This window comes from Azospirillum sp. P4_B5, from assembly GCF_056402275.1.
On the sequence record NZ_JBFUHT010000007.1, the window covers coordinates 53,963 to 77,384 of the forward strand.

Here is a 23,422-nt window from a genome sequence, read left to right on the forward strand (position 1 = left end):
GCTCCCGCTTCAATCCGCGAAAATCCGCTCCCGGTCCCTGGCGGACAGGACCAGGTCGGTGTCCCAGGGCATGACGCCCAGGACGGGGCCGCTCTGCGGGCAGCGAACCTCGGCGTAGTCGAGGCCGCGCAGCGTCGCGATGAACCAGAAGAAGGTGTCGGGCATGCCGGCGGGCGTCAGGGTCACGACCCGCGCGCCGGGCGGCGCGAAGGCGATGTTGGTCATCGCCGCCCCCATAACGCCGACGATCCGCCTGGCCCCCTTGAACAGGGACACCTGCTGGGGCAGCGTCAGGGCGCCCGGGTCGACCGGCGCGTAGCCCCGGGACTGGGCATGGGCGATCAGGTCGTCCTCGCCGACGACGCAGCGGAAGCCGGTCGACCGGCGGGTGACGAACAGCCGCTCCGCCCCCGCCGCCGGGACGCGGGCGGCCAGAGCCTCCACGCTGCCGAGGACGAGCGGCGACATGTAGCCGCCATGCTCACTGAGCCCGTCCACCAGCAGCAGGTCGGCGAAGCGCCGGGGGGTGTCGTCGGCGACGATGGTCCGGGCCAGGTCGACGCCCAGCATGGACAGGGAGAAGGCCATTGTGTCGTTCAACTGGCCCGGCGCATGGGCGACGAGGAAGCGCGCCTCCAGCTCCGGCAGGTGGTGGTGGACGAGCTGCGCCTTGGGCAGCATCTCCATCAGCCAATGCCCGTAGTTGCCGATGCCGCGCTTCTTGCACAGCAGGACCGGGCCGCCGGCGTCCGGCTCGGCCGCCGGCCCGCCCCGCCCGATCGCCTCCAGCACCGCCGCCTGGGCCTGCTCGATCTCCCCCATGGAATGCTGGGTGATGGTCTCGCGGTAGAGGGTCCCGTCACGGTCGAACACCAGCCCTTCCTTGGCCACCCACACGTCGGTCAGGCGCAGGACGCGGACCGGGCGCTCCGGGAAGCGCCGCGTGGTCCACGCCCATTCCATCGGCTGCAGGACGTCGGGGGGGATCAGCTCCTTGTTGACCACCCGCGGGTAGGCGGCGTCGAATCCCGGCGACGTCAGGGACAGGATGACGGCGCCGTCGGGCAGGCTGATCGGTGTCGGGGGCATGCAGCGGGCTTCTTGACGGATTTTCCGTGGCGGAGGCCCATCCTATGGCGTCCCGACGTCAAAAAATCGATGCAAAATTTGAGCGCGGCGCGAACCGCGGCAACCACCTCCTCACAGCCCTGCCCTCACGGCCCCCCGTCACGGGCGGCCGTAATGATCGTCGACACGAACGATGTCGTCCTCGCCCAAATAGGCGCCGGACTGCACCTCGATCAGGTTCAGCGGCACCTTGCCCGGATTTTCCAGCCGGTGCATCGTGCCCAGCGGAATGTAGACGGACTCGTTCTCGCGCAGCAGGATCTGCTCCTCGCCGCGGGTGACCAGGGCCGTGCCGTTCACCACGACCCAGTGCTCGGCGCGGTGATAGTGCTTCTGCAGGGACAGGCGGGCGCCGGGCGCCACCGTCAGCCGCTTCACCTGGAAACGGTCGCCGGCGTGCAGCGACTGGTAATAGCCCCAGGGCCGGTGCACGCGGCGGTGCTGGCGCGGTTCGTCACGGCCCTGCGCCTTCAGGTGCTCGACCAGCGGTTTGATGTCCTGCGCCCGGTCCTTCGCGGCGACCAGGACGGCGTCCTCGGTGGCGACGACCACCGCGTCCTCCATGCCGAGGAGGGCGACGAGCGCCCCGTCCTCGCTGCGGACGTAGCAGCCGCGGCTGTCCCAGGCGATCGCGTCGCCATGGCAGACGTTGCCGCCCTCGTCCTTGGTCCCGATGTCCCACAGCGCCGACCAGGCGCCGACGTCGGTCCAGCCGATCGCGCAGGGCACGACGGCGGCCGCGTCGGTGCGCTCCATCACGGCATGATCGATGGAAATGGACGGGGCGGCGGCGAAGGATTCCTCCTCCAGCCGGAAGAAGTCGAGGTCGGCGCGCGCCCCGGTGAGCGCGGCGCGGCAGGCGGCGAGCACGGCCGGCTCCCAGCGCTCCAGCTCCTCCAGATAGCGGCGCGCGGGCAGCAGGAACATGCCGCTGTTCCAGAAGACGTCCCCTTCGGCCAGGTACCGCTCGGCCTCCGCCCGCGGCGGCTTCTCGACGAAGGCCGCGACGCGGTAGGCATCCTTGTGCCCGTCCAGGGGGAGCCCCCGGCGGATGTAGCCGTAGCCGGTCTCCGGCGCAGTCGGCACGATGCCGAAGGTGGCGAGCCGTCCGGCATCCGCCGCCCGGGCGGCGGCGCCCACCGCCTTCAGGAAGGCGGCCTGGTCCTGGATGACATGGTCGGCCGGCAGCAGCAGGAGGCGTCCGTCGGGGTCCTGCTCCGCGACGATCAGGGCCGCGACGGCGGCGGCGGCGGCGGTGTTCCGGCCGACCGGCTCCAGCACGATCCGCGCCCCGCCCGGCACGCCTTCCTGGCCCTGGCCGCGCATCGGCCCGACCTGACGCATCTGTTCGGCGATGACGAAGCGGTGCTCCTGGTTGCAGACGACCAGCGGCGGCGCGAAGAGCGCCGGGTCGGCGACCCGCAGGGCGGTTTCCTGCAGCATGGAGCGCTCCGAGCACAGCGGCAGGAACTGCTTGGGATACTGTTCCCGCGACATCGGCCAGAGCCTGACCCCGGAACCGCCGGACAGGATGACGGGGAAGATGCGGGCGTTATGCGAAGTGTTGGTCATGATCGCCGATCGTGTGCGTCGCAAGGGACCACCGCCCGACGTGCCGTGCGGCAGCAACCCATTGTGGGTACGAGAGGTCTCTGATTCCTGTCAACTTGGCCAAAGTGGGTTCTCCTTTCAGCGCCCCGCTTGGCGTCGGCACCGCGTCAAACGCTGCGGTTCTTCAGAGCCATCTCCAGATGGCGCAGGATAAGGTCGGTGTCGTAATCGGTGGAGCTGCGGACCACCCGTTCCCAATAGTTCAGCAGCGGGATGTGCGCCGGGTTCTTCTGCAGCAGGTCGCGTTTGATGAATGGGAACTCCATGCGGGCGATCAGGTAATCCCAGAAGAAGTGCGTCCCGTTCAGTGGAACGCCGGCGTTGATCGTGTGGAAGACCTGCTGGATGAACCGCTTGCGCACCGGGTCCTGCAACGCGTCGCCGGTGACGTTGCCCTCCACCACCGCCTCGATCAGGGCGGCGGCGGCCTGCCGGTACGGGAAGGCGGCCCGGCAATGCAGTCCGGACCGGCGCAGCGCGCGGGTCAGCCCGATCTCGTACTTGCGCACGATCCACGTCTTGGACTGGACGTAGCGCAGCTGCCGCCAGAAGGCGGCGAAGGCCGGCGCGGTCAGGGCTGCCTTGTGGAACAGCAGGAAATAGCTCTGCAGATGGAAGGAGCGCTCCCAGCTGTCGGACGCCCCCCAGACATCGGCCTCCTCCGGGCCCATCCGGTCCAGCAGGCCGCCCAGATGGTACAAGGGGCCGTAGACGCTGTCGTTGGCGAGCAGCAGCATGTCCAGGGCGCCCAGATCCGGAACGGCCGCGATGCCTTCCTTGTAGGCGCCGAAGTCGTAGCCGACGTTGTCGCGCCGGATGACCAGGGCACAGATCTCCTGCAAGGTCTCCACCTGCATCAGGCGCGGCGCGTTGCTCACGAAGACGATGGCGAAGCCGATGTCGTGGAGCTGGCGCAGGTAATGCCGTACGAAGTCGTGGACCACGCCCTGCCGGTCGTAATGGACGAACACCACCACCCGGCGCGCGCCGGCCAGGGGCAGATGCCCATCCCAACGTTCGTGTACATAGCTTTCCTTGCGGAAGACGCTGATGCCGTAGGAGACATAGCCCCCCAGCAGCTTGATCTGGGCAACCATCCAGAAGAAGCCGATGCGCACGCGCGTGAGCAGGCGGGCCAGAATGCTTGTCATCGGGACGGTGCCATCCTCGGCGCAGTCAAAACGGGAGCGCGGTCAAACGGGAAGCCGCTGGGAGCGGGCCAACGCCCCGGCCCGGTTGCGCAGTTCATCCGGTACCGCCGGCAGACCCGGCGCGGGGGAGAGGAGGCCACGCAGCGCCTCGGCCGCCTGGGGCTTCTGCCCAGACGCGGCCAGGGCCTCGGCTTGGTGGTAAAGCGCCGGCCACAGCAGCGGGGTGGCCGGTTCGCGGCTCGCCTCGGCGGCCTTGCCGAACCATCCGGCAGCCGTCTTCAGCGCCTTGCGATGGTTGAGGGACAGAATGGCGAGCGCGAAGGCCGCCGAGGCCGTCTCCGCCGGTCCCCATTGGGCGAGGTCGTCCTCGACGCTCCGGGCAAGGCGGTCGGCGGCGGCGTAATGGCCCAGGTTAACCAGATCGATGAAGGTCTGCCGGCGCAGGCCGGTCAGGACGGCGGGCGGCATGCGCTCGCCGAGGATCGGGCTGGGCTCGCGCGCCAGGCGTTCGATGCCGGTGGCGGCCGCAAGCGGGTTGCTCCAGGCCAGGATGCCGGCGGCGTGGCCGCGGGCGCGCCAGGCGAGGTCGTCGGTTTCGCCGTCATCGGCGCCGGCCGCCTGCAACGCCGCGCGCGCGCGCTCACCAGCCTCGCCCGCCGCCTGGAAGAAGAGGCGCGCCCGCTCGCGGTCGCCGTCGTGCAGCCACGCCGCCATGCCCTGGCAGTAGAGGATGCCGCACAGGCTGAAGGGGGCGCGGTCGTGGAAGCCCGCGATGTCGGCTGGCCAGTCGGCCATCAGCGGCAGGGCGTCCGGCTTGTCCAGCTCCAGGCCCCAGCGCGCCCGGCAAGCGTCGAGCACCGGAACCGCCGCCTCGCGCGCCTCGGCGAAGCGGCCGGCGTGGGTCAGCTCCTTGAAGCGGCGGTAGCGCAGGCCGAGGCCGAGCGGGGTGTCGGCGGCGACGGTCCGCGACCGTTCGGCGAGATAGTTGAGGTAGCGCGCCCGGTCGAACCGGCGCGACAGGTCGGCCGTTCCCTCCGTCATCGCGGCGGTGGCGCGCAGCGTCGGCCCGTGCTCGGACACCGAGACGGCGGTGAAGCCGGCGCGGCGCAGCAGCGCCTCGAAGCCCTCGCGGCTGTAGAGCGTGACGTGGTAGCCGGGGCTGAGCAGCGGCACCAGGACGCCAGCGGGGGTGTCGGGCGCGATTGCGCCGGCGTTGGGCGTGGTCAGCAGCAGCGTGCCGCCCGGCGCCAGCACGCCGCGCAGGATGGACAGGAAGCCCAGCGGCTCGAAGATGTGCTCGACCACCTCGGAGCAGAGGACGAGGTCGAAGGGGTCGGGCCCGGCGTCGGCCGGCGTGCGCAGGTAGATGGACGAGATGTCCAGCCCCAGCAGGTCGCGCCCGGCACGGGCGGCGAAACCGGGGTCGATGCCCTGGACCGACCAGCCGAAGACGGTCCGCGCGACGTCGAGCGAGAAACCGAAGCCGCAGCCGATCTCCAGGTAGCGGCGGACCTTGAACGGGTCGATGGCGGCCAGCGGCTCGGCCATCACGTCGATGCCGGCCCCCTGCTCCAGGTAGAAGGCGAGCGCGGCGTCGGTCGCCTGCGCGGTCTCATATTCCGGTTGCTGGAGCGTCGGGAAGAAGGCGGTGCCGCAGTGGCCGCACAGGGCCAGGGGCAGCAGCGGGTTGGGCGGGACGGCCGACTGGACGGTCAGGCGGACGGACTTCGGGCTGGCGTCGGCACAGGCCGGGCAAACCGCGTCGATGGGCGCGGCGCTGCTGGTGTTCCAGTCGATGTGCATCTGCTCACAACCTGCAAGGGGCCCGGATCGACCGGGAGAGGGAGTAAAGCCGCAATAGCAGAATACGCAACGGACAGGCAACCACGCTGACGCCGCGCTCCATCGCAGGCCACCCGTTTCCCGCCGCCCTTCCGATGGCCCACGGCCGTCGGACGCGCCTCAGCCTCCGCAACAGACGCCGACGGGCCAGAGACTCCGCCAAACGTCCAGAACCTCCATGAGCACAGCCCCGCCCAGGGCCAGGGCGGCGGCGAAGAGGGCGAGGCGCAAGCCCCCGCGCGGCCCGGCCGGACTCCAGGCGCCGGCCGCCGCGGCCAATCCCAGCAGGACCAGCGCGTGCATGGGCAGGAAGTAGCGCCCCTGGACACCATCCACGGTGGCGGCGCCGACCGGCGTGTAGCCGACCCAGAAGGCCACCAGGAGGAGCAGCGCGTAGCCCGGCGCCGGAATCAGGCAGCCGGCTGCGAAGCCGAGGTCGCGCCGTCGCGCGCCGTCGCACAGGGACAGGGCCAGCAGAACCCAGAAGGCCGGCAGCACCCAACGGTCGGACGCGTAGCCGTGCCAGGGCTGGGGATGGCCGCCGTAGCGCCCGTAGCCGTCGCGCCACCACATCACCGCCCAGTCGCGCACCGTGGTGGCGAACACCCGCAGACTGTCCAGAGGGTCGGCGCGCAGGCCGGCGAGTTGCGCCGCCGGATCGGCGGCGGTGCCCCAGTAGGGGCCCGGGACGAAGGGATAGGCGGCGTTCCACAGGACGGCGACGCCCAGCGCGACGGCGAGGCACAGGCCGCCCAGCCCAAGGCGCGACCGCCAGGAGCCCCCGGCGACCGCCGTGGGCAGGTAGAGAACCGCTCCGGCGAAGGGCGCCATGGTGAGCTTGAGCAGGCCCAACGCCGCCGACAGGGCGACCAGTCCGGCCCAGCCCCCCCAGCCGAGCGGCGCGCCGCGCTCGCGCAGGCGCCAGACCAGGGCCAGCATCAGGATGGGCAGGGTCAGGTTCAGGGGATCGGCGCTCAGCGAGCAGGCGCTTTGCAGGGCCACCGGCGACAGGGCGAGGGCCAGGACGGCGACCCGCCCCCCCGGAAGCGCCCGCAGTATCGCGGCGACCATCAGGGCGTAGACGGCGACATTGCTGACGCACCCCGCCTGCATCTGGCCGAGCGGGCCCAGCCCGGCGGCGCGCCCCGCGGCGACGCCCGCGGCCTGCGGCAAGTAGGCGAGCGGCGCGAAGCTGGCCGAGCTGGGAAAGGCCACCACCTCCAGGGACCGCGGCTGGGCGGCGAGATGGTCGGACAGGGCCTGGGCTTCCACGGGATCGACCGGTCCGTGCTTCTGTATCCGGTCGATGTGGTAGAGCATCTGGAGATAGCCGGCCCGGTCGATCGGCCCGCCCCAGGCGTTGGGGCCCAGCGTTTCCGCCAGGAGATGCCCATCGGCGATCTGCAGCACGCGCTGCCAGTGGAAGGCCTCATCCTGGCCAGCGAAGGGCGGCGTCCGTGCCAGAAGCAGCCCGCCGAACAGCAGGCCGTAGGCGATGGCCAGTACCGCGATCAGAAGGGGCTCCAGCCGGACGGCGGCACCCGCCCGCGCGGGGAGCCGGCGGCCGATGGGCGTGCCGCTGGACATCTGCCTTATCCTCTTCCGTGATCCCTCGGGCCGGGCCCGGCTGGACAGAAGCACAACGCAGGCTTGCTTGGGAATCGCGAAGCGTCCTCGCCTCGCCACCGGAGGGCTGTTAGAGTGCGCGCCCCCACCCACCCCGACACCACCGCACCGGTTCCGCCAAAGGCCGAGGCCGGTTCCGCCGAAGGCCGAGGAATGTCCGCCACCCTCCTGCATCTCGATCCCGGCCTGCCTCCCCGCGTTCCGCCGCACCGCGACCTGGTCTGGGGCTTTTCCGGATGGGCCCGCCGCCCGGGCGCCCGCCTGCGCGCCGCCGCGGTGGTGGTCGGCACGGCGCGCTTCCCGGCCGCCGAACTGAACACGCTCCGTTTCGACGCCGAGGCCGCGCAGCGCCGCCACGGCGTCGAGCCGGATCCGGCCTGCGGATTCTGGGGGCTGGCCACGTTGCCGGCGACCGCAGAAGGCGGGACGCAGAGCGCCGTCCTGGCGCTGGAATGGACGGACGGCACGCGGGAGGAGTGGCCGGCAGGCCCAGTCGCCGTGGAGGATGCGGCGCCCCCGCCGCCGGCCGGGTCACAGGAGAACGGAACACAACAGGACGGGCCGCCCGAAGGCGGGCCGCTCGTCGCCATCGCCATGGCCACCTACAACCCCGACCCGGCCCTGTTCCGGGCGCAAGTCGATTCCATCCGCTCCCAGACGCATGAGCGCTGGGTGTGCCTGATCGAGGACGACGGTTCCGACGATGCCCACTGGCGGGACATCCTAGAGGCGACCGCCGGGGACGACCGCTTCCGCCCGCTGCGCAACGGCGTCAACCTCGGCTTCTACCGCAACTTCGAACGTGCTCTGGGCCGCGTCCCGGCCGAGGCGGACTTCGTCGCCCTGGCCGACCAGGACGACCGCTGGGCCCCCGGCCGGCTGGCCGCCCTGGTGGGCGCCCTGGCGGATGGCCGGGCGGGCGGGACCGTCCTCGCCTTCGGCAATATGCGGGTGGTGGACAGCGCCGGCCGGGTCGTGTCGGAGACCTTCTGGCCCGGCTTGGACAGCCGCCACGACAGCCTCGATGCGCTGCTGATGGCCAACGCCGTCACCGGCTGCGCCTGCCTGTTCCGGACCTCGCTTCTGCGGCTCGCCCTGCCCTTCCCGGCGCTTGGCCGGGGCGCCTACCACGACCACTGGATCGCCTGCTGCGCCGCGGCGGAGGGCACGATCGCCTATCTGCCGCAGTCGCTGGGCGACTATGTCCAGCACGGGGCCAACAGCCTGGGTTACCGGCGGCGCCCCGGCCTGCGGCTGGCCGCCAAGCTGGCCGCCGCCCTCGCCCTCGCCCCGGCCCTGGCGCTCGCGGCCCAGTCGGCGACCGCCCGCCGGCGGCTGGCCAAGCCGCTGCACCTGCTGATCGGCCTGCCGGATGCCGAGTTGGTCTGCCGGGCCGCCTTCGCCGAAACGCTGCGCCGGCGCGTCGGTCCGACGGAGACACCGGGGGCCGGACCGGAGAGCGCGGCGCAGCGGACAGCGGTGGACACCTTCCTGCCCGGGCCGCGGCCGGGCCGCCGCCTGCTGGCCGCCCTGCTGCGCCGCGCGCCGCGCGGGCGGGCCTTCCGCGGGGTGGCGGCACGCCTCCTCACGGGGCTGGCCATCGGTCGGCTGGCGGGCCTGCTGGCGCGGCTGCGCCCTCCCTCCGGGGTGGGACGGTAACAAAACTGGGCGAACCCGCCAAAGTTCTTGGCATGCTGGCTCACGTTGCGGTAAGCCCGGCAACAGCCCGTCTTGGTTGTTCATCCGGCCTCTCCACCCGCCTGTTCGGACCGTCCGCCTGTTCGGATCGTCTGTTTTCAGGCCACATGTTTGTTTAGGAATCCAATGCCGAACCTGCCGGATGACTTGCGACTGCTCGAAGCGGAATCGATCGCCATCCTGCGCGAGGTCGCTGCGGCCTTCGCCCGGCCGGTCCTGCTCTATTCCATCGGCAAGGACAGCGGCGTCCTGCTGCATCTGGCGCGCAAGGCCTTCCATCCCGGACGAGTGCCCTTTCCGCTGCTCCACATCGACACCGGCTGGAAGTTCCGCGACATGATCGCCTTCCGCGACGAGACGGCACGCCGGCTGGAGCTGGACCTGATCGTCCACATGAACCGGGAGGGCGTCGCGCGGGGGATCGACCCGATCCGCTCCGGCTCCGCCGTCCACACCCGCGTCATGAAGACGGAGGCGCTGCGCCAAGCGCTCGACCAGCATGGTTTCGACGCCGCCATCGGCGGCGCGCGGCGCGACGAGGAGAAGAGCCGCGCCAAGGAGCGCGTCTTCTCCATCCGCACCGCCAGCCACAGCTGGGACCCGCGCGACCAGCGGCCGGAGCCGTGGCGTCTCTGGAACACGCGCATCCGGCCGGGGGAGTCGGTCCGCGTCTTTCCGCTGTCCAACTGGACCGAGATGGACGTCTGGCGCTACGTCGCGGCGGAGGGGCTGCCGGTGGTGCCGCTCTACTTCGCGGCGGAGCGCCCGGTCGTCCATCGTGCCGGCACCCTGATCATGGTGGACGACGACCGCCTGCCGCTGAACCCCGGCGAAACGCCGGAGATGCGCCGGGTCCGCTTCCGCACGCTCGGCTGCTACCCGCTGAGCGGGGCCATCGAGTCCAGCGCCGAAACGGTGGAGGACATCATCGCGGAGATGCGGGCGTCGCGAACCTCCGAACGGCAGGGTCGCCTGATCGACGGCGATGAGCCCGCCTCCATGGAGCGCAAGAAGCGCGAGGGCTATTTCTGATGAGCGCCGGCACCGGACACAATCCCGCATCCACGTCCACTCCCTCACGGGGACTTCTGCGCTTCCTGACCTGCGGGTCGGTGGACGACGGCAAGTCGACTCTGATCGGCCGGCTGCTGCACGACGCCGGGCTGGTGCCCGACGACCAGCTGGCGCAGGTGCTGCGCGACAGCCGCGGCCGCACCGACGAGGAGGGCGGGATCGACTTCTCGCTGCTGGTGGACGGGCTGGAGGCCGAGCGCGAGCAGGGGATCACCATCGACGTCGCCCACCGCTTCTTCGCCACCGACCGGCGCAGCTTCATCGTCGCCGACGCGCCGGGGCACGAGCAATACACCCGCAACATGGCCACCGCCGCCTCCACCGCCGCCCTCGCGGTGCTGCTGGTCGACGCGCGCAAGGGCCTGCTGACGCAGACGCGCCGCCACGCCATCGTCTGCTCCCTGATGGGCATCCGCCACGTCGTGCTGGCGATCAACAAGATGGATCTGGCCGGCTGCGACGAGGCGGTCTTCGCCGCCATCGCGCAGGACTTCGCGGCCTTCGCCGCCCTGCTCGGCTTCGCCACGGTGACGCCCATCCCCCTGTCGGCGCGGCGCGGCGACAACGTCGTCCACCGCTCCGCCGCCATGGACTGGTATCGGGGACCCGCCCTGCTGGAGCATCTGGAGACGGCGGCCGTGGAGGACGGGGATGCGCTCGCGGGGCCGCTGCGCTTCCTGGTGGAGTGGGTGAACCGTCCGAACGCGGATTTCCGCGGCCTGTCCGGGACCCTGCTGTCGGGCCGGCTGGCGCCGGGCGACGCGGTCACGGTGTGGCCGTCGGGGCGGCGCGCGCGGGTTGCACGCGTCGTCACCTTCGACGGCGACCGGCCGCTCGCGCGGGCCGGCGACGCGGTGACCGTGACGCTGGAGGAGGCGGTGGACGCCGCGCGCGGCGATCTGCTCGCCGGCCCGGAGGAGAATGCGGGCGCGACGCCGGAGGTGGCCGACCAGTTCGCCGCGCACCTGCTGTGGATGGCCGAGGACCCGCTGATCCCCGGCCGCTCCTACCTGCTGCGGATCGGCGCGCGCTGGATGCCGGCGACCGTCACCGCGCTGCGCCACGCGGTGAATGTGGAAACGCTGGAGCACACCGCCGCCGCGACGCTGGTCATGAACGCGGTCGGCCTGTGCAACCTGTCCACGGCGGCGCCCCTGGCCTTCGACGCCTACGCGGCCAACCGCCACACCGGCTCCTTCATTCTGGTGGACCGCTTCTCCAACCGGACCGTCGGCGCCGGGATGATCCTGCACCCGCTGCGCCGCGCCGCCAACCTGCACCGCCAGGAGCTGGCCGTCTCGGCGGCGGAGCGTGCCACGGCCAAAGGGCAGCGCCCGGCGGTCCTGTGGTTCACCGGCCTGTCGGGGGCCGGCAAGTCCACCGTCGCCAACCGGCTGGAGCGGCAGTTGCACGCGCTCGGCCACCACACCATGATGCTGGACGGCGACAACGTCCGGCTGGGGCTCAACCGCGACCTCGGCTTCACCGACGCCGACCGGGTCGAGAACATCCGGCGCGTGGGAGAGGTGGCGAAGCTGATGACAGAGGCCGGGCTGATCGTGCTCTGCGCCTTCATCGCCCCCTTCCGGGCCGAGCGGGAGGCCCTGCGCGCCCTGTTCCCGGCGGGCCTGTTCCTGGAGGTGTTCGTGGACACGCCGCTGGAGGAGTGCATGCGGCGCGACCCCAAGGGGCTCTACGCCAAGGCCCAGTCCGGGAGCCTGCGCAACTTCACCGGCGTCGACTCCCCTTACGAGCGGCCGGACGCGCCGGACCTGCGGCTCGACACCACGGCGGAGGACGCAGACGCCCTCGCGACGCGGGTGGTGGAGGATCTGCGCGCCCGGGGCATCCTCGGCACCTGAACCGGCCCTCTGGACGCCGCGCCTGACCGCTGGCGCGGCGTCACCCCGCCCCCCAAATCTCTGGACATCCGGCCACCGTCACGCGCATTCCTCCCCTTGGGGGCGAACCGCCCCGGAAGAACGTCGCCCAGGGGGACAGCATGGCCGGAATCCGCAGCTACAATCGACGCGTCCTGGTGACCGGCGGCGCCGGCTTCCTCGGCTCGCACCTGTGCGAACGCCTCCTTGCCCGCGGCGACGAGGTGGTGTGCGTGGACAACTACTTCACCGGCGCGCGCACGAACATCGCCCATCTGCTGGGCAACCCGCGTTTCGAGGCGATCCGGCACGACGTCACCTTTCCGCTCTATGTGGAGGTGGACAATATCTACAACCTCGCCTGCCCCGCCTCGCCGGTCCATTACCAGCACGACCCGGTGCAGACGACCAAGACCAGCGTGCACGGAGCCATCAACATGCTGGGGCTGGCCAAGCGGCTGGGCGCCCGCATCCTCCAGGCCTCGACAAGCGAGGTCTACGGCGACCCCACCGTCCACCCGCAGCCGGAGGAGTATTGGGGCAACGTCAACCCCATCGGCCCGCGGTCCTGCTACGACGAGGGCAAGCGCTGCGCCGAGACGCTGTTCTTCGACTACCACCGCCAGCACCAGCTGGCGATCAAGGTGATGCGCATCTTCAACACCTACGGGCCGCGGATGCACCCCAACGACGGCCGAGTCGTCTCCAACTTCATCATGCAGGCGTTGCGGGGCGAGCCGATCACCGTCTACGGCGACGGCACGCAGACGCGGTCCTTCTGCTACGTCGACGACCTGATCGACGGCATGATGCGGCTGATGGACTCCGACCCCGCCGTCACCGGCCCGATCAACATCGGCAACCCCGGCGAATTCACCATGCTGGAACTGGCCGAGCAAGTGATCGCGCTGACCGGCTCGCGCTCGACCGTGGAGCACCGCCCGCTGCCCCAGGACGACCCCCGACAGCGCCGCCCCGACATCACAAAGGCCAAGGCCCTGCTGGGCTGGGAACCGGCGGTGCCGCTGCGCGACGGGCTGGCGCGCACGATCGACGATTTCCGCCGCCGCTTCTTCGCCTGACGCCGGCCGCGCGGCACAAGCCGGGTTGGAGTCTTGTCGCGCTCTCCACCCGATCCGCCGTGCCCATCCGCTCCTTCCGGCCTCCTCGCCGGGCAGGAAACGACCCCGCCACGGCCAAGCGCGGACCAGGCCATTGCCAAACCAGAGCCCGAAAATGGCTCGACGATGACCGGAACGAGTCGCCCTGCGAATCGCGCTCACCCCTGATTGGGCGCAAACCCTCGATTCGCAAGGCGAAATCTGGAGTTTTGTCGCGTCACCCCAAGCTTCCACAGGTGGAACGAGTTATCCCCTGGAATGTTGTCGCGGGATTTCTGGACTCTTGTCGCGCGACTCGCGATTCTCTACTGGAGTCTTGTCGCTCAAACAAATAGGTAAATCTAGTAACCTTACAAATAGTCTGCGCGACAAGATTCCAAATTGCCGCCACCAACCTGCCGTGTTATGGATCGAAACCTAAATTGACCTGGAACAAACGGCGAGAACAGCGCGCTATGGGCCAGTTGCATCGCCTGATCAGTCAGGTTGGTCGCGAGCAAGCGAAAGCACTCCAGAGCGATCCGGATCAGCGCTCGCTGGTCGACATCGCTGCGGCGGTCTTGGAGGAAGAACGGCAAGAGCTTGGCATTACCTATTCAGGCTTTGCCTTGACCGCCCTTCCGCATCGTCGCCTGCCGGATGACCAACCTTGGGAAAGGCGAGGTCACCGGATTCGTCTGCTGATCGAGCCCGGTCGACTGCCGGTCCGCGGTGGCGGCTTTAAGCTCTACGGCGTTCCTTATGGAAGCCGGGCCCGGATGATCCTGCTTTACCTTCAGACCCGCGCGCTTCAGACCGACAGCCGCGAGGTCGAACTGGGTCGGAGCATGCACGACTGGCTGGACCGCATGGGGCTGTCCGTGGGCGGCCAGACCTACCGCGACATCCGGGAACAGGCCTCGCGCATCGCCGCCTGCAACCTGACCTTCGCCTGGGAGGATGCCAACAGCCTGGGCTTCGAGAAGGATTCGATCGTCAAGGGCGGCATCCATTTCTCGTCGGAGCACAATTCCCCGCAAGGCACGCTGTGGGAAGACCGCGTCCTGCTCTCCGAAGCCTTTTTCCGCGAACTGAAGGCTCATCCGGTGCCCATTTGGGAACCGGCGCTGCGGCATATCCAGAACAACAGCACGAGCATCGACATCTACATCTGGCTGGCCTACCGGCTGCACAGCCTGAACAAGTCGACGACCATCACCTGGCCGGCGGTGTTCGAGCAGTTCGGCGCCGGCTACGCCCGACTGCGCGATTTCCGCAAACGCTTCATCGAGGCTTTGCAGCTGGCGCTTGCCGTCTATCCCGATGCGCGGGTGGACGTGGAAGAGTACGGCCTTCTCCTCCATCCCTCGCCGCCGCCCATTCCAGAGCGCAAGATGTCGCAGCTCATGGGCTAACGCCGTCCTGCGGGAGGACGCGACAAGACTCCAAGCGCTCCCCCCTTCCGGTCGCGACAACATTCCAGACACCTCGTTTCCAACCACCCTTCCGAACTCCCAACCGGCACCCAATGACGGCCAAGCGTTGCGCTCAACGGAACGGACGGTATCAGGACGTGGCCCGGTGACCGACCCTTCGATCCTGATGCTGACCCGCTACGGCCGGCTGGGGGCGAGCAGCCGGCTGCGCTTCCTCGCCTATCTGCCGGCCCTGCGCGACATCGGCTTCCGGGTGACCGAAGCCCCGCTGCTCGACGACGATTACCTGCGCAGGCTCTACGACGGGGAGCGGGCCGACCGGCGCCGGATCGCCGCCGCCTATGCCCGGCGCGCCGCTGCGCTGCGGTCGTCCCGGCGGTATGACCTGATCTGGCTGGAGAAGGAAGCCCTGCCCTGGCTGCCCTTCGGGGCGGAAGCGGCGGCGGGGCTCGGCCGCGTCCCCTACGTCATGGACATTGATGACGCTTGGTTCGAGCGCTACGCAGGCCACCGGTGGGCGCCGGTGCGGGCGCTGCTCGGCGGCAAGTTCGCGACGCTCGCCCGCAACGCGCGGATCGTACTGGCCGGCAACCCCTATTTGGCCGACTGGGCGCGCGGCGCCGGCTGCGCCGACGTCCGGATCCTGCCGACGGTGGTGGATGCCGCGCGTTACCCGGTGCTTCCCTTTCCCGCCGCGGCTGGTAGTCCGGCGATTGTGGGGTGGATCGGCTCGCCGTCCACGGCGCGTTATCTCGGCATGGTCGGCGGGGCGCTCGCCCGGCTCGGAACAGCCGTGCGGCTACGGGTCGTCGGGGCCTCCGACCTCGCCCTGCCGGTGCCGGCGACCTGCGTGCCGTGGCGCGAGGAGAGCGAGACCGAAGAGCTGGGCCGCATCGACGTCGGCATCATGCCCCTGCCGGACAGCCCGTGGGAACGCGGCAAGTGCGGCTACAAGCTGATCCAGTACATGGCGGCGGGCCGGCCGGTCGTCGCCTCCCCGGTCGGCGTCAACACCAGCCTGGTGCAGCATGGAGTGAACGGCTTCCTGGCCGAGGGCGAAGACGCCTGGGCCGACGCGCTTGGCCGGCTGGCCGCCGACCCGGAGTTGCGGGCCCGCATGGGGGCGGCCGGCCGACGGCTGGTGGAGAAGCGTTACGCCCTTCCGGTCACCGCGCCGCGGCTGGCCGCCGCCTTGCGGGATGGGGCCAGCCCCCGCCCTTGAACCCGGGGACAACGGCCGCTATGGTCGCGCCACTGAAAGAAGGGAATCCTGAAGCTTGCTGATCACGCCCTCTGCGAATCCTCTGGGCGCGGGGTTCGGCGCCGGTCCGTCCGCCATGTTCCGTACCGTCTGGCACCACCGGCATCTGATCGCGCGCCTGGCCAAACGGGAACTGGCGGCCCGCTACCGGGGATCCCTGCTGGGCATCCTGTGGGCGGTCATCAATCCGCTTCTGATGCTGGGCGTCTACACCTTTGTTTTCACCACCGTTTTCCAGGCGCGCTGGGGAACGGGCGACGGCGGCAGCCCGCAGTTCGCCCTGCTGCTGTTCTCCGGGCTGATCCTGTTCACGATCGTCGCCGACTGCATCAACCGCGCCCCCGGCCTGCTGCTGGAAAACGCCAGCTACATCAAGAAGGTCGTCTTCCCTCTGGAAATTCTGCCGGTGGTCGTCCTGGCGGTGGCCCTGGTCAACGCCGGGATCGGGGTGGCCATCCTGCTGCTGTTCCACCTGCTGTTCCTGGGCCTGCCGCCGGCAACGGCGCTGCTGCTGCCCTTGGTGCTCGTGCCGCTGTCGCTGATGACGCTGGGGCTGTCCTGGTTCCTGTCCTCGGCGGGCGTCTTCCTGCGCGACATCCGGCAGGTGGTGGGTGTCTGCGTCACGGTGCTGATGTTTCTCAGCCCCATCTTCTACCCGGTCTCCGCGGTGCCGGAGCGGTTCCGCCTCTTCATCCATCTCAATCCGTTGACCCCGATCCTGGAGCAGTCGAAGGACCTGCTGTTCTGGGGACGGCTCCCGTCTTTGGTCGACTGGGGTTTGGTCACGCTGGCCGCCTGGGTCATCGCCTGGCTTGGCTATGCGTGGTTCACGAAGACCCGCCGGGGCTTCGCCGACGTCGTCTGACCGGGAAGCAGGCCCGATCGCCGTTCGTAGGAACAACCTACCCGAAAAGGTGGGAATGCCTTCTAGGACAGGCTATACAGGGGAAACCGCGGGACGGTTGCGGGACACGGGAAAGCAACTGAGTGGGCCAGGTGAACACGATCGGTCTCGTTTGCGTCCCGGCAGCGATGAGGATATGCGACCGATGAAAGTTCCCTTCAATCTTCCCGTCGCCGCCGGCCGGGAACTCGACCTGATCCGGGAAGCAATCGGCCGCGGTCAACTGGCGGGGGACGGGCACTACACGCGTCTGTGCCACAGCTGGCTGTCAGAATTCACGGGCGCCCAAGCCGCGTTGCTCACCCATTCCTGCACGGCCGCGTTGGAAATGGCCGCCATCCTTCTCGACGTCGGGCCGGGCGACGAGGTCATCATGCCGTCCTTCACCTTCGTCTCGACCGCGAATGCAGTCGTGCTGCGGGGGGGGGTGCCGGTGTTCGTGGACATCCGTCCCGACACCCTGAACATCGACGAGACGCTGATTGCCGACGCGATCACTCCCCGTACCAAGGCCATCTACGTGGTCCACTATGCCGGCGTGGTGGCCGAAATGGACGCAATCTGCGCCATCGCCCGCCGCCACAGGCTGGCCGTGGTCGAAGACGCAGCCCACGCTTTCGGTTCCCAGTACCGCGGGCAATCCGCGGGAGCCATTGGTGACTTGGCAACCTTCAGCTTCCACGAAACGAAAAACATCATCTCCGGAGAGGGCGGCGCCCTGCTCCTACGGGACCGGACCTACGCCGACCGGGCCGAGATCATCCGCGACAAGGGCACCAACCGGAAGCAGTTCTTCCGTGGCCAAGTCGACAAGTACACGTGGGTCGACGTGGGCTCTTCCTACCTGCCGGGTGAACTGATCGCGTCGTTCCTCTATGGCCAACTCGAACGGGCCGGCGCGATCCAGGCGGAGCGCATGGCGAATTGGATGCGCTACGATGCAGCTTTTGCCGACTACCGACATCGTGGTGTGGGGCTTCCCTTCGTTCCACCGCACTGCACGCACAACGCGCATCTCTATTACCTTCTGATGCCGAGCTTGGAGGCCCGTCAGGAGGTGATTGCCCGTCTGCTGGACGACCAAATCCACGCTCCCTTCCATTATGTCCCGCTTCACTCGGCTCCCGCCGGGCAGCGGTTCGGCCGTCCGGTCGGCGATTTGCCGGTAACGGAGGACGTCAGCCAGCGTTTGGTTCGGCTGCCGCTCTACCCGAAGATGGGGGACGCTGTTCAGCGCGTCATCGAGCGGGCCAGCCACCATATCGAAGCTATACTGTAAGACTGTCCCAACGGCCGTTGGCAGGAGCGCTGCTTACTCGTCAGCGCCCTACGCCACCCGCGGCTACGGAAACCCCCAGAACAATCAGACCGAAACCAACCCACTGCTGGAGTGAGACCGTCTCACCCAAGGTGATGCTGGCGCCGAGCGGTACGATCAGAAAGGACAAGGCCATAAAAGGATAGGCCACCGACACATCGAGCTTCTGCAACGCCAGAATCCAGCAGACCGAAGCCAAAACGGCGCCTCCGAGACCCAACCAGACTGGCGGGTCAAGAAACATCCCCTTCAAGTAGGCGAGTCGATCTGACCCTGCACCGCCAAGAGTAAGTGCGCGAAACTTGATCAAAATCTGCCCAAATGCTGTAAGCAGAAGGGTTCCGCCGATGAATATGTACTTGTCCATGATTGCCTCTTTCTAGAATGGATGGATTGTTTACCTTATGAAGCTGCATCTGACAACAGAAAGTCCATCGCTGGAAACGAAGCGATGGGCTGATCACAGGCCAGCCACGATCCGGTCATCCCGCATTCCCGGCCGCAGCGCATCGGCTCGGGAGTCGCAGGCTGACAGAGGTTAAGCAGGCAGAGCGGTGATGGGTATGGAACGGTCAACTGCGACGCACCGCCGTTTTCTGCTGGGCCTTTTGGCCTTTGCCATGCTTACCCTGCTTGTGGAGCGGTGGTTTGGCATCCGGTTTGAGACGAACGATGATGTGGCCATGATGATGATGGCCCACGGTTTCGGCATCGCCGGCCAGCCAACGCCTCTGTTGCTGTTTTCCAATGTCTGGCAGGGTTTGGCGATTCAGGCGATGGGCTGGCCCTTTGGTTTGTCCGGTTACGGTGTCTATCTCATGGGAGCGCAAGTCGTGGCAATGGCTGCGATCTTCGCCTTCCTGACCGAGTTGAACGGGCGTGTCCGGTTGAATCTAGCGGTCGTTATAGCGGTGGGAATCCGTGCGGTTTTCGCGCCGCAGTTCACAGTGATTGCAGGATTCCTGGCCTTGGCTACTGTGTTGGCGATGCTGGCTTACCTGGCTCGACCCCGCGTGTCGGTGCTGGCGGCCGCCACGGTGCTGGGTTTGGCTAGCATCCTGATGCGCGACCACCTCTTTCTGTTCGTGGCGGCAGTGGCCCTTCCTTTCCTGCTGCGGCCCGCGCTGGTTCAGGATCGCCGGGTGTGGGCGGCGGGGGTAATTCTGCTGTTGCTGGCTCTAGCCGCGCAATGGCACCAGAACCTCCTGTTGTCCGCGCCAGAGTGGACTGCTCACCATGCCCAGAATTTGCTGCGCGCCGCCTTTACAGACTTCAACGCCGCGCCCCGTGTGGCTGCCGATCCAAAGGCGTTGGCTGCGGCCGGTTGGAGTTTGAACGACCTTTCAATGGTGGAAAACTGGTGGCTGGTGGACACCCGCCTCTCCTCTCCCGACGCTATGCGCGCAGCGCTGGAAGTGGTGGGGTTGCCCGCCTTTTTCGGGCTTAGTGCTGCTCGGCTAAGCGGGCTCATGGCACAGTTCGCTGAGGCCGACATGCTTGCGGTGATATCACTGCTGCTGGTGGCCAGTATCTGGCTACGCGGGACGGCCTTGGTACGGCTGAGCTTGGGTGTGTTCCTTCTGGTCGGCCTTGCGCTGTTCCTTACAGCTGGCGGGCGGCTCGGCGTCTCACGCATTTATTATCCGCCGTTAGTCGTGCTGGCCTGTGTCGCGGTGGCCATGTTGCCGCGCGCGCCGCAAACCGCTTTGCCGCTTTTTCCTGAGATGGTCATAACAGTGGCGGCATTAGGGGCCATGGTGTTCTCGCTAGGGTACCGCGTTCCCCAAGCGCTCGACGCGGCCGAGGCTGTCCGGGAGAGTGAGGCTGTGCTGTCGAGGAAGGCTGATCCGGCACGGGTGTATGTGGTCTGGGGTGGAGCTTTACCTTTCGAATGGCTTTACCGTCCTTTAGCATTGCGGGAGGAGATGCCGAAGCTTCGCCTTTATGGGCTGGGGGCGAGTTCCCTCGCCCCTTGGGCCGTTGCGCAAATCGGCGGCAGTCCGGATGCCGTAATCCAAGCTTTTCGCTCGGCCGAAGGATTGCCGCTTATCACGTCCAGCCACTTGACCCCTCTGCTGCGCGCCTACTGTGCCGAGCGGTTTGGCGGTACGCTTGACGTTGAATATCTGGCGCGGACGTCGCGCTTCGATCTCGACAACGTCCGCTGCGGGCCCTCAAAGCTGGTTCGGCCTTGAGCCAAGCAGAGCCTCTGAATCTCCCTGCCGACCTCCCACATTCCGTTCGCGTTGCTTGCCAGCATCCCCAAAGGGGTCTTAATAATCTGGTGTGCCGGTAAGGAAGAGACGGTTCGATGAAAGGTTTGCCGCAGATGGGATGGTCTGCCCGCTCAGAACTGCGGGGCACATGGAATTGGACATGTCCGAACCATCAGAACAGCAAGGCGGGAGCCGCAACGGAGACCCGATGAGAGTGTCGATCATCCAGTCCTGCTACATTCCGTGGAAGGGCTTCTTCGATCTGATCGGCCGGACGGATCTCTACGTGATCCTGGACGGCGCCCAGTACGCCAAGCGGCACTGGCACAATCGAAACCGCATCATGACGCCCGACGGGCCAATTTGGCTCACCATTCCTGTCGTGACGAAGTCTCGCTTCGAACAGCCGATTGAGGAGGTCGGCTTCGCTGAGCCCTGGGCCGAAAAGCATTGGCGCTCCATCGAGCTGACCTATCGGCGTGCACCCTTCTTCGCCGAGGAGGCGCCCGCGCTGAAGGCTTTGTACGAGCAGGCGGACCGTCTCACCCTTCTGACGGAGGTAAACGAGTTGTTCCTCACCGCGTTGATGCGCCGGCTCGGCCTCGCGACGAGGGTTGTCCGCGATCGCGCGCTCGATGCGCAGGGGCGGCGCGGAGACCGGCTCCTGGACATCTGCCGCAAGGTCGGCGCCACCCGCTACCTGTCGGGACCCTCGGCGCGCGACTACCTGGACGAGGCTCCTTTCGCAGAGGCCGGGATCGCGGTGGACTGGATGGGTTACGGGCCCTACCCCCCCTACCCGCAGCGCGGTCCCGCCTTCGACCACGCCGTTTCGGTGATCGACGTCCTCTTCGCGCTCGGCCCCGATGCCGCCGCCCACTGCCGCCCCCTTGCCGAGGTCGCGTCTCCGTGAAGCTTTCCTTCGTCACGACAATCTACCGCACGGCCGGCGACATCGAGCCTTTCGCCGAACGGGCTGCCGAAGCGGCCCGCCGGCTGGGTTTCGAGCACGAAGTCGTGTTCGTCAACGACGGGTCTCCTGACGACGGGCTCGACGTTGCCCTCGCCCTGGCCGAGCGCGGCCCCCACGTCGTCGTCGTCGACCTGTCGCGGAATTTCGGGCAGCACAAGGCTCTGTGGACGGGGCTCGGCATCGCCACGGGCGACCTAGTCATGGTCATGGACGGCGATCTTGAGGAGGATCCGCTCTGGGCCGTGGATTTCCATCGGATGCTGGCCGAGAAGCGGGCGGACGTGGTCTACGGGGTCCAGATACGGCCGAAGGGCAACCCGCTCTACCAGTCCTGCCGCAAGGGTTTCTACCGTCTGCTCGACATTCTCAGCGACCTGGATTTCCCGCGCGACGTCGCGACGGCCCGGCTGATGACGCGACGCTATGTCGATGCCCTGCTCTCCTTTGAGGAACGGGAGATCTTTCTGGTTGGCATCATGCACGTTGCCGGATTCCGCCAGATCCCATTCCCGATCCACAAGGAATCGCGATCGCCGACCTCTTATACGGCCAAGAAGCTGCTGCGGCTGTTCCTGATGGCGATCACGTCCTTCTCCATCGCGCCGCTTATCGGGGTGTTCCTGGCGGGCATCCTGGTCAGCATTGGTGCTCTTGTCACCATCGTCGTCCTGTTTGCGCGCTACTTCATCACCGGGATCGGGGTGCCGGGCTGGACGTCGGTGATGGTGGCGCTGGTCCTGTTCTGCGGCTTCCTGACCTTCATCAACGGTCTGCTGGCCATTTACATCGGGACGATTTTCCTGGAGGTGAAACGGCGTCCGCGCGCCATCGTGGCCTCGGTCCACCGGGTCAGCCCTGCTTTGGAGGAGGTCCGGCAATGACACGCTCTCCGCTGCTTCACCGCATCGCGGACTATTATGATGGGAAGCTGGCGGCACACGGCGCCACGGCCCGTGGCGTGGACTGGCGGGATGAGCACAGCCAGGAACTGCGCTTCGCCCGCCTCCTGGATCTGGTCGGTGATGATCCCTCGGGGACCATTGCGGAGCTTGGATGCGGCTACGGAGCCTTGGCCGCCTACCTGCGCCGCGCCGGGCGGGCGAACCCGTACCATGGCTACGACATCTCCGCCGAGATGGTTCGAACGGCGCGCGCTGTCCAGGCCAGCCTGACCGGCGTGCGGTTCGACGAGGGCGATACCCCGGCCGAGGCCGATTATGTCGTCGCCAGCGGCATCTTCAACGTCCGTTTCGACATTCCGGACGAGGACTGGCGCGCCTTCATCCGAGGCACCATCGAAACCATGGCGGTTCGGGCGCGGCGCGGCATCGCCTTCAACGTCCTGACCGCCTACTCGGACCGTGACCGCATGGACCCAAGGCTCTACTACGCCTCGCCGTCGGAGATGCTCGACTGGTGCATCGGGCGGTTCGGGCGCCATGTGGCCCTGCGGCACGACTACGGCCTGTACGAGTTCACGGTGCTGGTCCGCACCGCCCCGGAGGAGAAGCCATGAGGCCCATCGTTGTCTTCGGTGCCGGCGACATCGCCGAACTCGCCGACTTCTACTTCACGCAGGAAGCCGGCCGGGAGGTCGTGGCCTTCATCGTGGACGCCGCCTACCGCAATGAGGATGAGCGGTTCGGCCGTCCCCTCGTCGCTCTGGAGGAGGTGGCGGTGCGTTTTCCGCCCGACCGTCACGACGCCTTCGTGGCGCTGTCCTATCAGTCGATGAACCGGCTGCGGGCCGCGAAATGCGCGGCGCTGAAGGCGCTCGGCTACCGGCTCGCCAGCTACATCAGCCCGCGGGCGACGGTGTACACCGACCGCATCGGGGAAAACGCCTTCATCTTGGAGGACAACACCATCCAGCCCTTCGTGACGATTGGCGACAACGTCACCTTGTGGAGCGGCAACCACATCGGGCACCACAGCAGCATCGGCGACAACGCGTTCATCACGTCCCACGTGGTGGTGTCCGGCGGCGTGAAGGTCGGCGCGAACTGCTTCGTCGGGGTGAACGCGACGATCCGGGACCACGTCACGCTGGGAGATTTCACGCTGGTCGGCGCCGGCGGCCTGATCATCAAGGACACCGCGCCCGAAAGCGTCCACATGGTGGCCGACCACACGGAGGAGCGGCGCGTCAAAAGCACGCGCCTCAAGTCCATCTGACGCCGCGGTCAGGCCACGGGGATCGAGCA

Annotated in this window: 19 protein-coding genes; 13 read left to right on the forward strand and 6 right to left on the reverse strand. The window is 68.2% G+C overall.

The genetic code is table 11. The annotated features are described in order from the left end of the window. Nucleotides 1–9: 9 nt before the first annotated feature. From AC1DVI_RS07375 to AC1DVI_RS07395, 5 genes are all read right to left on the reverse strand, one after another. Nucleotides 10–1,089, reverse strand: a complete 1,080-nt coding sequence (locus AC1DVI_RS07375; protein WP_476957377.1) for a glycosyltransferase family 61 protein — start codon at nucleotides 1,087–1,089, stop codon at nucleotides 10–12. Between the two features lie 138 nt (nucleotides 1,090–1,227). Beyond that, entirely contained in the window at nucleotides 1,228–2,700 is a 1,473-nt protein-coding gene (locus tag AC1DVI_RS07380) for a mannose-1-phosphate guanylyltransferase/mannose-6-phosphate isomerase (protein ID WP_476957378.1), read from the reverse strand. Nucleotides 2,701–2,846: 146 nt separating this feature from the next. Then, nucleotides 2,847–3,890, reverse strand: coding sequence for a rhamnan synthesis F family protein (locus tag AC1DVI_RS07385; RefSeq protein WP_476957379.1), 1,044 nt, complete (start codon nucleotides 3,888–3,890; stop codon nucleotides 2,847–2,849). 42 nt (nucleotides 3,891–3,932) lie between these two features. Then, complete coding sequence (locus AC1DVI_RS07390) at nucleotides 3,933–5,693, reverse strand: class I SAM-dependent methyltransferase (protein ID WP_476957380.1); 1,761 nt, start codon at nucleotides 5,691–5,693, stop codon at nucleotides 3,933–3,935. A gap of 159 nt (nucleotides 5,694–5,852) precedes the next feature. Further along, the gene (locus AC1DVI_RS07395) at nucleotides 5,853–7,319 is read right to left on the reverse strand and encodes a DUF2142 domain-containing protein (protein ID WP_476957381.1); all 1,467 of its coding nucleotides are present in this window, start codon (nucleotides 7,317–7,319) and stop codon (nucleotides 5,853–5,855) included. Between the two features lie 192 nt (nucleotides 7,320–7,511). Between AC1DVI_RS07395 and AC1DVI_RS07400 the strand changes: the two genes are divergently transcribed. From AC1DVI_RS07400 to rffA, 8 genes are all read left to right on the forward strand, one after another. Beyond that, the gene (locus AC1DVI_RS07400; protein ID WP_476957382.1) at nucleotides 7,512–9,017 is read left to right on the forward strand and encodes a glycosyltransferase; all 1,506 of its coding nucleotides are present in this window, start codon (nucleotides 7,512–7,514) and stop codon (nucleotides 9,015–9,017) included. Nucleotides 9,018–9,182: 165 nt separating this feature from the next. Then, a complete protein-coding gene (gene cysD, locus AC1DVI_RS07405; RefSeq protein WP_476957383.1) occupies nucleotides 9,183–10,088 on the forward strand; it encodes a sulfate adenylyltransferase subunit CysD in 906 nt (301 codons plus the stop codon). Beyond that, entirely contained in the window at nucleotides 10,088–11,992 is a 1,905-nt protein-coding gene (gene cysC / locus AC1DVI_RS07410; RefSeq protein ID WP_476957384.1) for an adenylyl-sulfate kinase, read from the forward strand. The genes cysD and cysC overlap by 1 nt, the downstream gene beginning before the upstream one ends. Before the next feature lie 140 nt (nucleotides 11,993–12,132). Continuing rightward, nucleotides 12,133–13,092, forward strand: a complete 960-nt coding sequence (locus AC1DVI_RS07415) for a UDP-glucuronic acid decarboxylase family protein (protein WP_476957385.1) — start codon at nucleotides 12,133–12,135, stop codon at nucleotides 13,090–13,092. 461 nt (nucleotides 13,093–13,553) lie between these two features. Then, nucleotides 13,554–14,525 (forward strand): replication protein RepA, encoded by a 972-nt coding sequence (locus AC1DVI_RS07420; protein WP_476957386.1) that lies wholly within the window; start codon nucleotides 13,554–13,556, stop codon nucleotides 14,523–14,525. 166 nt (nucleotides 14,526–14,691) lie between these two features. Continuing rightward, the gene (locus tag AC1DVI_RS07425; protein ID WP_476957387.1) at nucleotides 14,692–15,768 is read left to right on the forward strand and encodes a glycosyltransferase family 4 protein; all 1,077 of its coding nucleotides are present in this window, start codon (nucleotides 14,692–14,694) and stop codon (nucleotides 15,766–15,768) included. 115 nt (nucleotides 15,769–15,883) lie between these two features. Further along, a complete protein-coding gene (locus AC1DVI_RS07430; protein ID WP_476957388.1) occupies nucleotides 15,884–16,672 on the forward strand; it encodes an ABC transporter permease in 789 nt (262 codons plus the stop codon). 184 nt (nucleotides 16,673–16,856) lie between these two features. Then, entirely contained in the window at nucleotides 16,857–17,990 is a 1,134-nt protein-coding gene (rffA, locus tag AC1DVI_RS07435; protein WP_476957389.1) for a dTDP-4-amino-4,6-dideoxygalactose transaminase, read from the forward strand. A gap of 40 nt (nucleotides 17,991–18,030) precedes the next feature. On the opposite strand, the gene AC1DVI_RS07440 is transcribed toward rffA, so the two are convergent. Continuing rightward, nucleotides 18,031–18,396, reverse strand: a complete 366-nt coding sequence (locus AC1DVI_RS07440) for an EamA family transporter (protein WP_476957390.1) — start codon at nucleotides 18,394–18,396, stop codon at nucleotides 18,031–18,033. Between the two features lie 196 nt (nucleotides 18,397–18,592). On the opposite strand from AC1DVI_RS07440, the gene AC1DVI_RS07445 reads away from it, so the two are divergent. The 5 genes from AC1DVI_RS07445 to AC1DVI_RS07465 all read left to right on the forward strand — a co-directional run bounded on the left by AC1DVI_RS07445 (nucleotide 18,593) and on the right by AC1DVI_RS07465 (nucleotide 23,393). After that, nucleotides 18,593–20,224: a hypothetical protein gene (locus AC1DVI_RS07445; protein ID WP_476957391.1), complete on the forward strand. Its 1,632-nt coding sequence runs from the start codon at nucleotides 18,593–18,595 to the stop codon at nucleotides 20,222–20,224. A gap of 235 nt (nucleotides 20,225–20,459) precedes the next feature. Next, a complete protein-coding gene (locus AC1DVI_RS07450) occupies nucleotides 20,460–21,158 on the forward strand; it encodes a WbqC family protein (RefSeq protein ID WP_476957392.1) in 699 nt (232 codons plus the stop codon). Next, nucleotides 21,155–22,099: a glycosyltransferase family 2 protein gene (locus AC1DVI_RS07455; protein WP_476957393.1), complete on the forward strand. Its 945-nt coding sequence runs from the start codon at nucleotides 21,155–21,157 to the stop codon at nucleotides 22,097–22,099. Before AC1DVI_RS07450 ends, AC1DVI_RS07455 begins: the two co-directional genes overlap by 4 nt. Further along, a complete protein-coding gene (locus AC1DVI_RS07460) occupies nucleotides 22,096–22,734 on the forward strand; it encodes a class I SAM-dependent methyltransferase (protein ID WP_476957394.1) in 639 nt (212 codons plus the stop codon). Before AC1DVI_RS07455 ends, AC1DVI_RS07460 begins: the two co-directional genes overlap by 4 nt. Beyond that, a complete protein-coding gene (locus tag AC1DVI_RS07465) occupies nucleotides 22,731–23,393 on the forward strand; it encodes an acetyltransferase (RefSeq protein WP_476957395.1) in 663 nt (220 codons plus the stop codon). Before AC1DVI_RS07460 ends, AC1DVI_RS07465 begins: the two co-directional genes overlap by 4 nt. The last annotated feature ends 29 nt before the right edge of the window (nucleotides 23,394–23,422 follow it).

What these genes read in the sequence shown, in the direction of transcription:
- AC1DVI_RS07390 (WP_476957380.1), bottom strand. Translation starts at nt 5,693, where the DNA reads ATGCACATCGACTGGAACACCAGCAGCGCCGCGCCCATCGACGCGGTT.
- AC1DVI_RS07400 (WP_476957382.1), top strand. Translation starts at nt 7,512, where the DNA reads ATGTCCGCCACCCTCCTGCATCTCGATCCCGGCCTGCCTCCCCGCGTT.
- AC1DVI_RS07380 (WP_476957378.1), bottom strand. Translation starts at nt 2,700, where the DNA reads ATGACCAACACTTCGCATAACGCCCGCATCTTCCCCGTCATCCTGTCC.
- AC1DVI_RS07430 (WP_476957388.1), top strand. Translation starts at nt 15,884, where the DNA reads ATGTTCCGTACCGTCTGGCACCACCGGCATCTGATCGCGCGCCTGGCC.
- AC1DVI_RS07375 (WP_476957377.1), bottom strand. Translation starts at nt 1,089, where the DNA reads ATGCCCCCGACACCGATCAGCCTGCCCGACGGCGCCGTCATCCTGTCC.
- AC1DVI_RS07385 (WP_476957379.1), bottom strand. Translation starts at nt 3,890, where the DNA reads ATGACAAGCATTCTGGCCCGCCTGCTCACGCGCGTGCGCATCGGCTTC.
- AC1DVI_RS07415 (WP_476957385.1), top strand. Translation starts at nt 12,133, where the DNA reads ATGGCCGGAATCCGCAGCTACAATCGACGCGTCCTGGTGACCGGCGGC.
- cysD (WP_476957383.1), top strand. Translation starts at nt 9,183, where the DNA reads ATGCCGAACCTGCCGGATGACTTGCGACTGCTCGAAGCGGAATCGATC.
- AC1DVI_RS07440 (WP_476957390.1), bottom strand. Translation starts at nt 18,396, where the DNA reads ATGGACAAGTACATATTCATCGGCGGAACCCTTCTGCTTACAGCATTT.
- cysC (WP_476957384.1), top strand. Translation starts at nt 10,088, where the DNA reads ATGAGCGCCGGCACCGGACACAATCCCGCATCCACGTCCACTCCCTCA.
- AC1DVI_RS07445 (WP_476957391.1), top strand. Translation starts at nt 18,593, where the DNA reads ATGGAACGGTCAACTGCGACGCACCGCCGTTTTCTGCTGGGCCTTTTG.
- AC1DVI_RS07465 (WP_476957395.1), top strand. Translation starts at nt 22,731, where the DNA reads ATGAGGCCCATCGTTGTCTTCGGTGCCGGCGACATCGCCGAACTCGCC.
- rffA (WP_476957389.1), top strand. Translation starts at nt 16,857, where the DNA reads ATGAAAGTTCCCTTCAATCTTCCCGTCGCCGCCGGCCGGGAACTCGAC.
- AC1DVI_RS07460 (WP_476957394.1), top strand. Translation starts at nt 22,096, where the DNA reads ATGACACGCTCTCCGCTGCTTCACCGCATCGCGGACTATTATGATGGG.
- AC1DVI_RS07395 (WP_476957381.1), bottom strand. Translation starts at nt 7,319, where the DNA reads ATGTCCAGCGGCACGCCCATCGGCCGCCGGCTCCCCGCGCGGGCGGGT.